This window comes from Pelagibacterium flavum (assembly GCF_025854335.1).
Taxonomy (GTDB): domain Bacteria; phylum Pseudomonadota; class Alphaproteobacteria; order Rhizobiales; family Devosiaceae; genus Pelagibacterium; species Pelagibacterium flavum.
The window spans coordinates 1,357,838-1,371,552 of sequence record NZ_CP107716.1 but is presented as its reverse complement, the minus strand read 5'-3'; the positions used below and the strand labels follow the sequence as shown (position 1 = coordinate 1,371,552).

At 60.1% G+C, this 13,715-nt stretch carries 12 protein-coding genes and 3 pseudogenes; 11 read left to right on the top strand and 4 right to left on the bottom strand.

All coding sequences use genetic code 11. The annotated features are described in order from the left end of the window. Positions 1-14 precede the first annotated feature (14 nt). The 4 genes and pseudogenes from istA (OF122_RS06780) to istB (OF122_RS06765) all read left to right on the top strand — a co-directional run bounded on the left by istA (OF122_RS06780) (position 15) and on the right by istB (OF122_RS06765) (position 3,814). Positions 15-1,541: an IS21 family transposase gene (gene istA / locus OF122_RS06780; RefSeq protein WP_264224548.1), complete on the top strand. Its 1,527-nt coding sequence runs from the start codon at positions 15-17 to the stop codon at positions 1,539-1,541. Next, positions 1,531-2,322, top strand: a complete 792-nt coding sequence (istB, locus tag OF122_RS06775; protein WP_264224549.1) for an IS21-like element helper ATPase IstB — start codon at positions 1,531-1,533, stop codon at positions 2,320-2,322. The genes istA (OF122_RS06780) and istB (OF122_RS06775) overlap by 11 nt, the downstream gene beginning before the upstream one ends. A 68-nt stretch (positions 2,323-2,390) precedes the next feature. Further along, a pseudogene (locus tag OF122_RS06770) lies at positions 2,391-3,050 on the top strand (Mu transposase domain-containing protein); the annotation flags it as partial. Then, entirely contained in the window at positions 3,047-3,814 is a 768-nt protein-coding gene (gene istB, locus OF122_RS06765) for an IS21-like element helper ATPase IstB (RefSeq protein WP_264227037.1), read from the top strand. The pseudogene OF122_RS06770 and the gene istB (OF122_RS06765), both read left to right, overlap by 4 nt. A gap of 68 nt (positions 3,815-3,882) precedes the next feature. On the opposite strand, the gene OF122_RS06760 is transcribed toward istB (OF122_RS06765), so the two are convergent. Then, entirely contained in the window at positions 3,883-4,455 is a 573-nt protein-coding gene (locus tag OF122_RS06760) for a molybdopterin oxidoreductase family protein (protein ID WP_319019401.1), read from the bottom strand. 12 nt (positions 4,456-4,467) lie between these two features. Here OF122_RS06760 and OF122_RS06755 point away from each other — a divergent pair, with 12 nt between their 5' ends. Next, positions 4,468-4,749 carry a metal ABC transporter permease gene (locus tag OF122_RS06755; RefSeq protein ID WP_264227036.1) on the top strand — a complete coding sequence of 94 codons (282 nt, stop codon included), beginning with the start codon at positions 4,468-4,470 and terminating at the stop codon, positions 4,747-4,749. Between the two features lie 391 nt (positions 4,750-5,140). Here the strand turns inward: OF122_RS06755 and OF122_RS19745 are convergent. After that, positions 5,141-5,200: pseudogene (locus OF122_RS19745) on the bottom strand (hypothetical protein); the annotation flags it as partial. Positions 5,201-5,471: 271 nt separating this feature from the next. Next, a complete protein-coding gene (petA, locus tag OF122_RS06745) occupies positions 5,472-5,996 on the bottom strand; it encodes a ubiquinol-cytochrome c reductase iron-sulfur subunit (RefSeq protein WP_264227035.1) in 525 nt (174 codons plus the stop codon). Positions 5,997-6,909: 913 nt separating this feature from the next. On the opposite strand from petA, the gene OF122_RS19740 reads away from it, so the two are divergent. From OF122_RS19740 to tnpC, 3 genes and pseudogenes are all read left to right on the top strand, one after another. Further along, complete coding sequence (locus OF122_RS19740) at positions 6,910-7,149, top strand: NAD-dependent epimerase/dehydratase family protein (RefSeq protein ID WP_408636314.1); 240 nt, start codon at positions 6,910-6,912, stop codon at positions 7,147-7,149. Between the two features lie 474 nt (positions 7,150-7,623). Further along, positions 7,624-7,908, top strand: a complete 285-nt coding sequence (gene tnpB, locus OF122_RS06740; protein ID WP_264227034.1) for an IS66 family insertion sequence element accessory protein TnpB — start codon at positions 7,624-7,626, stop codon at positions 7,906-7,908. A gap of 123 nt (positions 7,909-8,031) precedes the next feature. Beyond that, positions 8,032-9,120: pseudogene (gene tnpC, locus OF122_RS06735) on the top strand (IS66 family transposase); the annotation flags it as partial. A gap of 31 nt (positions 9,121-9,151) precedes the next feature. On the opposite strand, the gene istA (OF122_RS06730) reads toward tnpC, so the two are convergent. Further along, positions 9,152-10,705, bottom strand: a complete 1,554-nt coding sequence (gene istA, locus OF122_RS06730; protein ID WP_264227033.1) for an IS21 family transposase — start codon at positions 10,703-10,705, stop codon at positions 9,152-9,154. Between the two features lie 161 nt (positions 10,706-10,866). Here istA (OF122_RS06730) and OF122_RS06725 point away from each other — a divergent pair, with 161 nt between their 5' ends. From OF122_RS06725 to glgP, 3 genes are all read left to right on the top strand, one after another. Next, positions 10,867-11,535, top strand: a complete 669-nt coding sequence (locus tag OF122_RS06725; protein WP_408636331.1) for a MauE/DoxX family redox-associated membrane protein — start codon at positions 10,867-10,869, stop codon at positions 11,533-11,535. A gap of 125 nt (positions 11,536-11,660) precedes the next feature. Beyond that, complete coding sequence (locus tag OF122_RS06720; RefSeq protein ID WP_264227032.1) at positions 11,661-11,858, top strand: DUF2934 domain-containing protein; 198 nt, start codon at positions 11,661-11,663, stop codon at positions 11,856-11,858. A gap of 153 nt (positions 11,859-12,011) precedes the next feature. After that, entirely contained in the window at positions 12,012-13,703 is a 1,692-nt protein-coding gene (gene glgP / locus OF122_RS06715; RefSeq protein WP_264227031.1) for an alpha-glucan family phosphorylase, read from the top strand. Positions 13,704-13,715: the final 12 nt, after the last annotated feature.

Here is a 13,715-nt window from a genome sequence, read left to right as displayed (position 1 = left end):
TAGGAGTGTTGGACATGGCGTTTTTGAGCGTTATCCGGCGCTGGCATTTCCGGGACGGTTTATCGATCCGGGAGATTGCGCGGCGCACGGGCCTGTCCCGGAATACCATTCGCAAATACCTTCGGACCGATACGGTTGAGCCGAAGTTCCAGGTTCCAGATCGGCCAAGCAAGATCGATGCTTTTGCCGAGAAGCTGTCAGGCTGGCTGAAGGCCGAGAGCCGCAAGCCGCGCAAGCAGCGGCGCACCATCAAGCAGATCCATGCTGATCTGGTGAGCCTCGGTTTCGAAGGCTCTTATGGTCGTGTGGCGGCCTTTGCCCGTCGATGGAAAGAGGAACGCCAGCGCGAGCAGAATGTGAGCGGCAGGGGCGTTTTCGTTCCTCTTGTTTTTGAGCCTGGCGAAGCTTTCCAGTTTGACTGGAGCGAGGATTGGGCACTGATCGGGGGCGAGCGGATCAAGCTCCAGGTCGCCCATACCAAGCTCTGCTACAGCCGGGCCTTTATTGTGCGGGCCTATCTGCTCCAGACCCACGAGATGCTGTTTGATGCCCACAACCATGCCTTCCGAGTTCTGGGCGGCGTCCCGCGCCGGGGCATTTATGACAACATGAGGACGGCCGTGGACAAGGTTGGCCGTGGCAAGGCACGTCAGGTCAATGCCCGGTTCTCGGCCATGGCCAGCCACTTCCTGTTCGAGCCCGAGTTCTGCAATCCCGCTGCCGGTTGGGAAAAGGGTATGGTGGAAAAGAACGTGCTCGATATGCGGCACCGGCTTTTCCAGCCCTTGCCACGTGCAAACTCGCTCGATGAGTTGAACGTCTGGCTCGAGCAGCGCTGTGTGGCTCTATGGGAAGAGATTGCTCATGGCGCGGAACCGGGTTCGGTTGCCAATTCCTGGTGCATCGAGACGCCGTATCTGATGACCGTGCCGCGGGCCTTTGACGGGTTCATCGAACATACCAAACGGGTCTCGCCCACCTGCCTGGTTCACCTCGAGCGCGTTCGCTATAGCGTTCCGGCCTCGTTCGCCAACAGACCGGTCAGCGTCAGGGTCTATCCGGACCGCATTGTCGTTGTCGCTGAAGGCCAGGCGATCTGCGAGCACAAGAGGATTATCGAGCGGCATCATGGGCAGGGTCACACCGTTTATGACTGGCGCCATTATCTGGCGGTGATCCAGCGCAAGCCCGGTGCCCTGCGCAATGGTGCACCCTTTGCCGACATGCCCGATGGATTCCGGCAACTTCAGCGCCACCTTCTGGGCAAACCCGGTGGCGATCGTGAGATGGTCGAGATCCTGGCTCTGGTTCTCCATCACGACGAACAGGCGGTGCTGGCCGCGGTCGAGATGGCGCTGGAGGCCGGGGTGCCCACCAAGACCCATATCCTCAACCTGTTGCACAGGCTGATCGATGGCAAGCCGGGAACGGTGCCGCCAGTCAGGGCACCGCAGGCCCTTGTGCTGGGCAAGGAACCGCAGGCCAATGTCGAGCGCTACGATACCCTGCGCGCGGACAAGGAGGTGCGCCATGCGTCATGATCCGGCAAGCGCGGCCCTGATCATCATGCTCAAGAGCCTCAAGATGGCAGGCATGGCCCAGGCAATCAGCGAACTCACCGAACAGGGATCTCCGGCCTTTGAATCGGCCGTTCCGATCCTCTCACAATTGCTCAAGGCCGAGATGGCTGAAAGAGAGACGCGATCCATTGCCTATCAGCTCAAGGTGGCGCGCTTTCCAACCTACAAGGACTTGGCTGGCTTTGATTTTGCCAGTAGCGAGATCAATGAGGCCCTGGTGCGCCAGCTTCATGCCGGCGCCTTTATCGACAAGGCCGACAACGTGGTGTTGGTGGGCGGGCCGGGAACCGGCAAGACCCACATCGCCACGGCACTGGGCATTCAGGCCATCGAGCATCACCGCAAGCGGGTTCGCTTCTTTTCGACCGTCGAACTGGTCAATGCGCTGGAGCAGGAAAAGGCCCAGGGCAAGGCCGGGCAGATCGCCAACCGGCTCATCCATTCCGATCTGGTGATCCTTGATGAGCTCGGATATTTGCCCTTCAGCGCTTCAGGAGGAGCATTGCTCTTCCATCTGCTGAGCAAGCTCTATGAGCGCACCAGCGTCATCATCACCACCAATCTCAGCTTTGCCGAATGGGCCAGCGTATTCGGCGACGCCAAGATGACGACCGCGCTGCTCGACCGGCTGACCCATCACTGCCATATCCTCGAGACCGGAAACGACAGCTTCCGGTTCAAAAACAGCTCGGCCCAAACCGTCAAAACCAAAAAGGAGAAAACACCCGGCTTGACCACCTGACCAATCCCAAATCATATCCATGAGGCGGGTCAATTCTCGGTGAAAATACCGGGTCACTTCTCAGCAGAAATCAACAGATCGGCGAACGGCTGCAACGCGATCTGGCGGCGATGCGGCCGCTGCCGGCATCGCCCTTCGAGGCCTGCGACCAGGCCAGCGGCCGGGTCTCCTCCCAGGCGCTGGTGCGCTACAGAACCAACGACTATTCCGTCCCTGTTGCCTATGGCCATCAGGACGCCTGGATCCGTGGCTATGTCGATGAGGTGGTGATCGGCTGCGGCGGGGAGACCATCGCCCGTCATCCGCGCAGTTATGGGCGCGAAGACATCGTCTTTGACCCACTGCATTACCTGCCGCTGATCGAGCACAAGATCAATGCGCTCGACCAGGCGGCCCCGCTCCAGGGCTGGGAACTTCCCGAGGCGTTCGCCACACTGCGTCGCCTGATGGAAGCGCGGATGGGCAAGCAGGGCCGGCGCGCCTATGTGCAAGTGTTGCGTCTTCTGGAAAGCTTCGATCTGGCCGACCTGCATGCGGCCATAAAGCAGGCGCTGCACCTGGGCGCCATAAGCTTCGATGCCATCAAGCATCTCGTCCTGTGCCGGGCCGAACGCCGGCCACCCAGGCTCGACCTTGCCATCTACCCCTATCTGCCCAGAGCCAGTGTCGAGACGACCTCGGCCAAGGCCTATATGGGTCTGCTGGACCGCGAGGAGGAACTGGCATGAGCAGCGATGCTCCCGAACTCCTGCTTGCCAGCCACCTCAAAGCGCTCAAGCTGCCGACCTTCCTGCGCGAGCACCACAAGCTTGCCCGCCAATGCGCGCTCGAGGACGTGGATCATGTCCGCTATCTTGCCCGACTTGTCGAACTCGAACTGATCGACCGGGAACGGCGCATGGTCGAGCGTCGCATCAAGGCTGCAAAGTTCCCGGCAGCGAAAAGCCTCGACAGCTTCGACTTCACCGCCATTCCGAAGCTCAACAAGATGCAGGTATTGGAACTGGCGCGCTGCGAATGGGTCGACAGGCGCGAGAATGTCATCGCGCTCGGACCCAGCGGCACGGGCAAGACCCATGTCGCGATCGGCCTCGGGCTGGCTGCCTGTCAGAAGGGATTGTCTGTTGGCTTCACCACGGCTGCCGCGCTCGTCAGCGAGATGATGGAGGCGCGTGATGAGCGTCGTCTTCTGCGCCTCCAGAAGCAGGTGGCCGGCTACAAGCTGCTCATCATCGACGAACTGGGCTTCGTGCCGCTGTCCAAGACCGGGGCCGAGTTGCTGTTCGAGTTGATCTCGCAGCGTTACGAGCGCGGCTCCACCCTGATCACCAGCAATCTGCCTTTCGACGAATGGACCGAGACCTTCGGGTCCGAGCGTCTCACCGGCGCGCTCCTCGACCGGCTGACCCATCACGTCAGCATCCTCGAGATGAATGGTGACAGCTATCGCCTCGCCCAAAGCCGGGCACGCAAAGCCAGCCGCACGTCCTGAAAAACGCAATGTTGGGGGTATCGAACACCGCTCGGGCTACGCCCTCCCGGCGCTCGATACCCCCAACATCAAGTGGCCTGGTTTTGCGCCGCCCAATGGCCGACTTTTACCCCGCCGTTGACAGTCGTGCCGCGAATGCCCATGCGATCGGCGTCCTCGGGATGAATTTCAACAAAGGGTTCTGCGTAGTGCCCCGAGAGGCGCGCGGTATTTCCAGTTCGGGTCATGGTGTGCCAATGGTCGCGAACCCGGCCGGTATTGAGGATCAACTGGCCCGGCGCAGTGGCCTTGGGTGGGGGTGGCGGCGTTGGGAAAAAGCGTGCCCGACCATCCGGAGTATAGAACTTGCCATCGGCAAAATGGCGCACGCGTCCTCTGCCCTCCGTGATGGGCCACTGGATAGGTTTAATCGCCTCATAGTCCGCACTGGCCAGCTCGGCGATATCGAAGTCGCGTGTGCCGGCATTTTCGAACCCCGACAAAGCGGCGTGCTCGGCAAATATCTCGGCCGGCGAAGTGAAATCGAAAGCTTGTGAAAACCCGAGACGCTTGGCGATCTCGCAAATGATCCACCAGTCAGGTCGCGCCCCACCGGGGAGCGGCAGGAAATTGCGCTGGCGCGAAATCCGAAGCGCGAGCAATTGATCCTCACATTGGCCCTGGCCATCATCGTGGCAGTTGCCATAAAGGTAGTGGGTGTGATCCTTATTACAGCGATGCTTATCGTACCGGCCGCCGCAGCCCGGCCGCTTTCTCGCACCCCCGAACAAATGGCGATGGCGGCCGTGGCGATCGGCGTGCTTTCAGCGGTATTGGGTCTGGATTTGGCCTATACCTTCGATACGCCAGCGGGCCCGTCAATCGTTTGTGTTGCGGCCGTAGCTTTCCTCTGCACCAATATTCTTCGGATACTGCGGACAAGGTCTGGCTTGTAAGTCGGTCAGATCATGTCTCCCATTACCGTCATTGATCGGTCAATCACAGCCCGGCCAAATCTTTACCTTTCCGCGCCATCGTAACCAGACCTTAACCACGTTCGATTTACCTATCGTTCATGATTTTCCGTCGCTTTGCCCTTCCGGGACGTTGTTTTCTGCTGCTCGTCGCTGCGCTCAGCCTGCTGGGGGTTCCGTCAATGCAAGCCGCGCACGCGTCCGGAGTTGGCGAGATACTGGCCGATATCTCCGAGCACGGGCATGATCATGGGGATGGCCTGGCATCGTTTCATGGACACCATCATTCATCTGATGTTGGTGAGCACTCCCATGAAGTTCCCTGCGTTCCGATCTATATCCGGCGGATGACCACGACGATCGCGGGCATAGACTAGAGCGTCATGCCGCCATCGACATGCAAGGTCGTGCCCACCACATAGTCGGAGTCGTCCGAAGCAAGCCAAACGGCTGCCTTGGCTACATCCTCTGGATCACCCCCCGCCGTAGGGAATGAGCTCGAGCAGCTTGTCCTCGGTTCGGGCGTTTCCTAGGCATCGCGGTTTATAGCAGTCCTCTGCTCAGCCGAATTCTCCTCAGCTGATGCTATGCCTCCGGACGAATACAGAATGTAGTGGTCCCAGATTACTTAGTTGAGTCCGAGATTTCTGGGTCGCGGGCGCGGAGGATCGAAACCTGCGACTGGCCCTACGGAGTCCAGACAACTAACCGATCCGCACGAGCTTTTCGCTGAGCCACTCATACGGCATAACCACGAGGTTTGTTGGGGCGGGGCCAGCTCTTACCCGCCCGGATATATCGAATTGGGAGCCGTGGCAGGGACAGAACCAGCCCCCATAGTCTCCAGCTTCGCCGACCGGTACGCAGCCGAGATGAGTGCAGTTAGCAATCATGATCAGCCACTGTGGGTGGCTCTCAGCCACGCGCTGCTGGTCCAGCTCCGGGTCCTTTAACTCTTCCAGCGGTACCGAGCGCGCCTCTAGAACCTCCGCTTCCGTGCGGTGTCGCACAAAAACCGGCAGACCTCGCCACTGGATGGTGACCGTCTGCCCTTCCTCTATCGCCGACACGTCGAATTCGACACTTACCAAGGCCAAAACCGAGGCGTCAGGGTTCAACTGATCGATGAGGGGCCAAATTGCTCCGGCCACTCCGACGGCGCTGACTGCACCTGTTGCGACAAACAGGAAGTCCCGTCTTCTCGGTTCATGCGTGGAAGCTCCGGTCATGATCGTTGATCTCCTTCCGAGGGGACTTGCGAGGGCAGCAAACCCTGTTGCACGATCTCTCCTTGATGCCACAGCTGGGACCCACTCAGCAACAGAAAGGAGAAGGATACATGGTGCCAGCGATCATCGCTAGCCATAACTGGGCAAGGTGTCCTGGAACGTCACCCCCACGCTCCAGCGCAGCCAGCGGACACTCTAGTTTGAACTGAAGGCGATCAGAGCGGGTGGCCGGAAGTGGCGCAGTGGCCCGAGACCCTAGTCATCTAGAACTGTAATTCGTACCATTGATCCGAGCAATTTTGGGAGATGGTTCGATGACAGGCCGTTCTTAAGGCGCAGGTTCGACGGCACAAGGCGGCACGCTCGCTGTCGGATGATCCTGTTCTGTGCCGAAGACCGTCAGAGCAAGGAGGTCGCCGAGCGGCAGCTCTCCGAGCAGAAATGATAGAAGTGCCCGTAGTGTTGTAGGCTGAGAGTGTCAGTTGAGGGCTGTACCGACATGCCGCAGACTGAATCCCTTGCGGCTCTCCCGGTTGATTGTGCGACATCCATGTTCCGTCCTCCGCTTCCTCAATGGCCACTACAGTAGGAATTCCTGTTGATGGAAGGTCAACAGAAATATCGAAAGACTGGGCGTCTTCCGAACGGAAAGGAAATCGATCCCGACCAGACTGCACAGCAAGTTACTCTCGAAGATCAATCAACCCTCATCCCGTCACCTACGCTGATTTTGCCGTGTTGGCGTCGCCTTCGGAACAAATTGAATTCAGCACGGTTCTACCGATGCGGTCTAGGAGACTGGATCATGAGCGACGGCAGCATGATGCTTGGCAGGGGAACTGGTGGCTGCTCATGATCGTCCTGCTTATCCTCGAGATCGCGGGCGCTTGTGAAACTCCTGCACGAATAGGCGATGACGGAGGCATCCATGGATGACGACTATAGACCCGTCATTGTTGTAACCGGTTCGAGCGGGTATCTCGGCGCTGCGGTAGTTAGACGTCTGCATGAGCGTTACCGCGTGGTCGGGCTTGTCCGGTCTTCGCCGCCCCATCCTCCGCATCAGGCCGAATGCGTCTGCTTTGTAAGCGCGAATTTCTGCGCATCTTTTTCGGTTGAGTTTTCTGGGGCATGTGGTGTCCACCAAAAGTGAGGTGGACACCAGGTTATGGAAGATGACGGTCGGAAATTGCGGGTGACGGCAGTGCATCCGAGTGGGCGGCGGACGTTTGATCCTGTATCGAAGTTGCGTCTGATCGAAAACTGTTTGCACCCCGGAGCGTCGGTTGCTCAGCTTGCCCTGGATCACGGGGTCAATGCGAACTTCTGTGGAAGTGGATACGCCAGCACCGGTTGGCGAGGAAGGAAACGGCGGTGATTGCGCCGCCTTCCACGCCTGCGTTTATCGCGGTTGAGATTGAAGGGGCTGCGAATGCGGTTGTGTCGAGGCATGACCGGATGCTGGACTTTCGGTCCGACGAGCCGGGGGCGAGGCTTCCGAAACCTGATGAGAGCGGCTTGCTTTCCTCTCCAGCCAAGCTGAGCGCGACACTGCCGAACGGGGTGAAGTTGATGCTGGAATGCGGTGATGAGCGAGCGGTGAGCGCGATGATCGGAGCATTGTGCAATGTTCAGACTGGGCGCTGATCTTCAGGTCTACCTGCATCACGAACCGATCGACTTCAGGGCCGGCATTAACAGCCTTGCGGTGCGGGTTCAGGAGACGATGGGACTGGATCCCTTTGCCTCTGGAGTGTTTGCGTTCTGCAATCGTCGTCGCGACCGGATGAAGCTGCTGTTTTTCGACCGGTCGGGTTTTGTGCTTGTGCAAAAGCAGCTGAACGAGGACAGGTTCCGCTGGCCCCGGCGCCAGGAAACGGTGGTGCGGCTGACGACGGAACAATTGCACTGAATTCTCGACGGCATCGATATTGATGGGATGGTCCGCCATCCTGTGCGGCAATACCAGGTCGCTGGTTGAAGGCTCTCGAATTGCGCGGTTGACGCAGCTGGACGGTTCAGATTCAAGAATCTGATGAATCGAACCGGTGAACCGAGCGTTGCAGAGTTGATGGCACAGTTGGCGGTAAATGCTGCCGAAATCGCCACGCTGAAGGCCGAGAAGGAGGCGCTCGCGCAGCGCGTCGTCAAACTCGAGGAAGAACTGGCGCTTGCGCGGCTGCATCGTTTTGCGCCCAAGAGCGAAAAGCACATTGATCGCCTCTTCAATGAAGCCGAGCAGGTTGCAGCCGAGGATGAGGCTGGCGGCGAAGATTGCGCTGTTGTTGATGTGCCGGACACCGGATTGCCGCCAGCCGGAAAGCCGGAAGGCAAGAAACGCGGCCGCAAGCCGTTGCCGGAAAACCTGCCGCGTGAGCGCGTCGAATATGACCTTCCCGAGGATCAGAAGGCCTGCCCCTGCTGTGATGGCCGGATGCATCGCATGGGCGAGACCGTTGCCGAGCAGCTTCACATCGAGGTGAAGGCAAAGGTCCTGCAGAATGTGCGGTTCAAATATGCTTGCCGCCATTGCGACCGCACCGGGATCAACACGCCGGTCATGACCGCGCCGATGCCTGCACAGCCTTTGCCTGGCAGCATCGCCACGGCCTCGACGCTGGCCTTCGCCCTGGTTCACAAATACGCCGACGGCACACCGCTCTACCGCTTGGCGCAGACATTCGAACGTGCCGGTGTTCCTGTCAGCCGTGGCGCTCTGGGTCACTGGGTGATCGGCTCGAGTGAGAGGCATCTGTCCCGCATCTATGACGCGCTGAAGCTGCGGCTCAGATCGCAGCCCCTCATCCATGGCGATGAGACGACGGTCCAGGTGCTGAAGGAAACGAATAGAGAGGCCACCAGCACATCGTATATGTGGGCTTATCGAAGTGGCGAGGACAGCGACGAACCGATCGTGCTGCTCGATTATCAGCCGGGCCGCGGCCAGATCTACCCGCAGGCCTTTCTCGGCGATTATCGCGGCATGTTGATGAGCGACGGCTATTCCGCCTGGCGCACGCTGGAGGGTGCCACTCACCTTGGATGCATGGCCCATTCACGAAGACGATTTGTCAATGCCCTCAAGACGAGAAACAAACCCGGTGGGCCACCGGAGCAGGCCCTTATGTCAGCATATTACCTTCTTTCCTTGATGGTCACTGGTAGTAGCCAGGGCCGCGGATATTGTCGTGGCGCGGCGCCGGGGTCATCGGGGCTGGCGGTTCGCTCGCCTTGTCCAGACCCGTGATGAGGATCGATTGCACCGAGGCGTAGCGGACGGTGTTATGGGTCAGGGCCCGCTCGCAGGCGGCCTCGAGCCTGTCGCCTCCAAAGCGCCGCTCGAGACCAAGCACACCAAGCGCAGAACGATATCCTTGTTCAGGGTGTGGTCTCTCCCGGATGAGACGCTCGATAAGGGCGGCGACGTGGTAGCCGATACGGGCGCCACGAGACACCAGCGTCTCGGGGGTCATGCCACCATGGCGCTGGTGAGACTTGGGCATGTGTTCCCTGACGGTGGAGTGCCCGCCACGCTGTCCGCGCCGATTGTGCACCGCGACACGCTCGTGGTTGTAGAATATCTCGATCATTCGATGGGTCAGGCGAACATCGACCTGGCGACCGATCAGTCGGTGGGGCACGAAGTAAAAGCCGTGCAGCACCTCGATGTGATAGTCGGGATGCACCTTGGCGCGCTTCCACTCGGCATATTCGAAGGGATGGTCGGGCAAGGCGCGCAATGCGGGGCGTTCGATCTGCTCATAAAGATCCCGGCGGGACTGACCAACCCGGCGCATGATCTTTGCATTGAGGGCGGTCACCAACTCGGCGATGGCCGCATTCAGGGTCTGGATCGAGAAGAACTGCTGATTGCGCAGGCGCGCGAGAATCCAGCGCTCGACGATCAGCACCGCCCTTTCCACCTTGCCTTTGTCGCGCGGCTTGCGCGGTCGGGTGGGCAGAATGGTCGTGTCGTAATGGGTGGCAAGAGCCGAGAAGGTCTTGTTCAGCGAGGGCTCGAACCACAGCGGCCGGGCCACGGCTGCCTTGAGGTTGTCGCAGACCAGAGCCTTGGGTACGCCCTCAAAAAACTCCAGCGCCCGCACTTGGGCTTCGATCCAGTCGGGCAGACGCTGGGTCAAGCTGGCCCAGGCGAAGGTGTAGTTCGAAGCGCCCAGCACAGCGACAAAGATCTGGGCCTGGTGGGCGACACCGGTGGCCGGATCGATGACGGGGATAGTATGGCCGGCGTAATCGGTTTGCATGACCGCGCCCGCTTCGTGGCGATTGCGGAACCGGGGACTGGTTCGGTTCTCGAAGGCCCGGAACTGGGTGCAAAACCAGGTGTAGCCATACCCATCGGGGTGGGCAGCGCGATATTCCTCCCACAGCAGCACCAGCGTTACGCCCTTGCGCTTGAGTTCGGACGATATCTTGCGCCAGTCGGGCTCGGTCAAATCGCGGGGCGGGCGTCCCACCTTCTGGAAAAGGACTGTCTTTAGCGTTGTATCGTCATCGCGCCCACGTGGAAGGGGCCAGCAGTCAAGGCCAGCCTCCCGGGCACGAAACAGATAGGTCGCCACGGTCGTCTTGCTCAGCTTCAGACGCAGGGCAATCTCGCGGATCGACAAGCCCTGTTCATGCTTCAGTCGAAGGATCGTTCGTATGTCTTGCACGGTCATGCGCCTTGGTTGCTTGTGTCGCGGCATGTCCCCTCCCGGTCGGTGTTCAGACCGTGAAGATGCCGCAACGACGCAGGCTATGTGACCAACCTTATCCAGGCTCCCGGAACTGTCCGGGAATTACTGAAATCACTGTCCCGGAATTACCGAAATCAGTGTCCGCGATTTACTGAAATCGCTGTCCGGGAATTTGTGAAACCCGCAGTTTGGCGGTCGAGGACCACCTGCTCACCTCGCGTGAGGAGGCCGATCGCTTCATGGCCGAGCACGATGTGAAGACCACGCCGCAGGTCTTCATCGGCGGCAGGCGGATCGGCGGCTACGACGACACCCGCGCGCATTTCGGCAAGCCGCTGCGGGGGAAGGATGAGACCACCTATCAGCCGGTAATTGCGCTGTTCGGCGTGGCCCTCCTGATGGGTCTCGCCGTGAGCTGGTTCGCCCTGGGCACGATCTTCGACCTTCACGCGATCGAGTTTTTCATCGCCATCGCCATGTGCCTGCTCGGCATCCAGAAGCTTCAGGACGTCGAGAGCTTCTCGACCATGTTCCTGAACTACGACCTGCTCGGGCGGCGATATGTGCCCTACGCCTATTTCTACCCCTTCGGTGAGACGTTGGCCGGTGTGCTGATGCTGGCCGGAACGCTGCTGTGGATCGCATCGCCGGTCGCGCTGTTCATCGGGACGGTCGGAGCCGTCTCGGTCTTCAAGGCGGTCTATATCGACAAGCGCAAGCTCAAATGCGCCTGCGTGGGCGGCAACAGCAACGTGCCGCTCGGCTTCGTCTCCCTCACCGAGAACCTCATCATGATCGCCATGGCGATCTGGATGCCCCTGCGGATGGGATGGATGTAGCCGGAAAGGGGCCAGCTCCCGCGAAATACTTGGCCTTCGGTATCTTTAACTTGCATCAACGATTGCCCGCTCCTTCCCGGCGATCCTCCTGTCGTTCTGCAGTCCCTTACAATGGAGCGATGGCAATGTCAGACAGCGAACCAACACCGGCCGGTGAGCTGGTCCACGTCAGAATCGAGGAGCGGGCATACCAGATCTGGGAGGACGAGGGCTGTCCCACCGGCTGCGAACTCGACCACTGGCTGCGCGCGGAATCCGAGACCACAGAAGCGGTCCCCGAGCTGGAAATGGCGGAGGGCGCGGGGTCCAAGAAAAAGTCCTGAACCTCGCTGCCGACGATGAAACGCAGGCGTCGCCGATTTCAATCGTTCGAGTGAAGGGGGTTCTCCTCGGATCGACGAGCGGCCGGCACACGACCACGTGTCGTCGGCCGTTCATGGGTGGGTGCGCAAACCACATTGAACAGGGGATACCAGTTGACATTCTTCGAGCGCTCCGTGCGCCGCGCCCGAATCGCCTACTTCTCGATGGAGATTGCGCTTCGGCCAGAGGTCCATACTTACAGCGGCGGGCTCGGCGTTCTCGCCGGCGACACCGCCCGATCGGCCGCAGATCTCGATTTGCCGATGGTCTTCGTCACCCTGCTCAGCGAACAGGGATACGTCCGTCAGGAGATTTCGCCACGGGGCGAGCAGGAAAGCGGCCCCAACCCCTGGTCACCCACAGATTGGGCCAAGCCGCTTCCGCAGATGGTCGCTGTGCAGATCGAGGGACGCGATGTCTGGATACGGCCGTGGCTATATGCAGTGGAATGCCCGCTTGGCCACGCTGTTCCGGTCCTGTTGCTTGATACGGACCTGCACGAGAACGAGCCGCCGGATCGCCGCATCACCGATTTTCTCTATGGCGGTGACGACGCGTATCGGCTGAAGCAAGAGATCGTCCTTGGGATCGGTGGCCGACTCATCCTTCGGGCACTTGGCTTTGAGATCGAGAAGTTCCATCTCAACGAAGGCCACGCCGCGCTGCTGACGTTGCCGCTTCTCCGCGAGGCAGCGCGGCGCGACGCCGATTCGTCTGAACCCTTGAAGCAATACGACATCGGCGCCGTCCGCGACCGCTGCGTTTTCACGACGCACACGCCTGTGGAGGCGGGGTTTGACAAGTTCGACTATGAACTCGTTCGCACCATCCTCGGCGACTACATCGAACTAGCAACGTTGAGGGCTCTGGCCGGTCCAACGCGGCTCAACATGACGCAGCTCGCATTGAATCTCAGCGGCTATGTGAACGGCGTGGCGCGCCGACATGCCGAAACTGCACGCCAGATGTTCCCTGGCTATGAAATCACGTCGATCACGAATGGCGTGCATGTCCACACATGGACCCATCGAGCGTTCGCCGACTTACACTCCAGCCGCTATCCCAATTGGGCGCACGAGCCGGAGTCGCTGGCATTTTCCGACCAGCTCGACGACGCATCGGTCTGGAACGCGCATCAGGTCGCCAAGGCGGAACTGCTTGCGACCCTATCGACGGAGACAGGCGCGCATTTGCGCGACGACGTGCCGCTGATCGGGTATGCCCGCCGGATGACCGCCTACAAGCGGCCCGAGCTGGTCTTCTCTGATATCGAGCGGCTGAGTGTGATCGCGCAGAAATACCCCTTTCAGATCGTCCTGGCGGGGTTGGCACACCCGAAGGACGAAGGCGGTGCAAAGGCGATCGCGGCGTTCCACAGGCACATCGAACGTCTCGACGGCATCGCGCAGATCGTCTTCCTTCCCGGATACGACATGCGGCTTTCGGCCACCTTGGTTGCCGGATGCGACATCTGGCTCAACACGCCGTTGCCGCCTCTCGAAGCCTCGGGCACGAGCGGGATGAAGGCGGCTTTGAACGGTGTGTTGAACCTCAGCGTGCTCGATGGATGGTGGCTCGAAGGCTGCGTGGATGGCGTCACCGGGTGGTCGATTGAAGGAACGCCGCCGGGACCAGGCGATGGGTTAGCACTCTATGCGAAGCTGGAGGATGTGGTCCTGCCTCTCTACTACCGCGATCGGCCGGGGTGGGTTTGGATGATGAAGCAGGCAATCAGCAAGATTGGGCCCCTGTTCAACAGCCACCGCATGATGAGCCGATACGTGACCGAGGCATATGCACGCTAGGGAGCGGGGCCG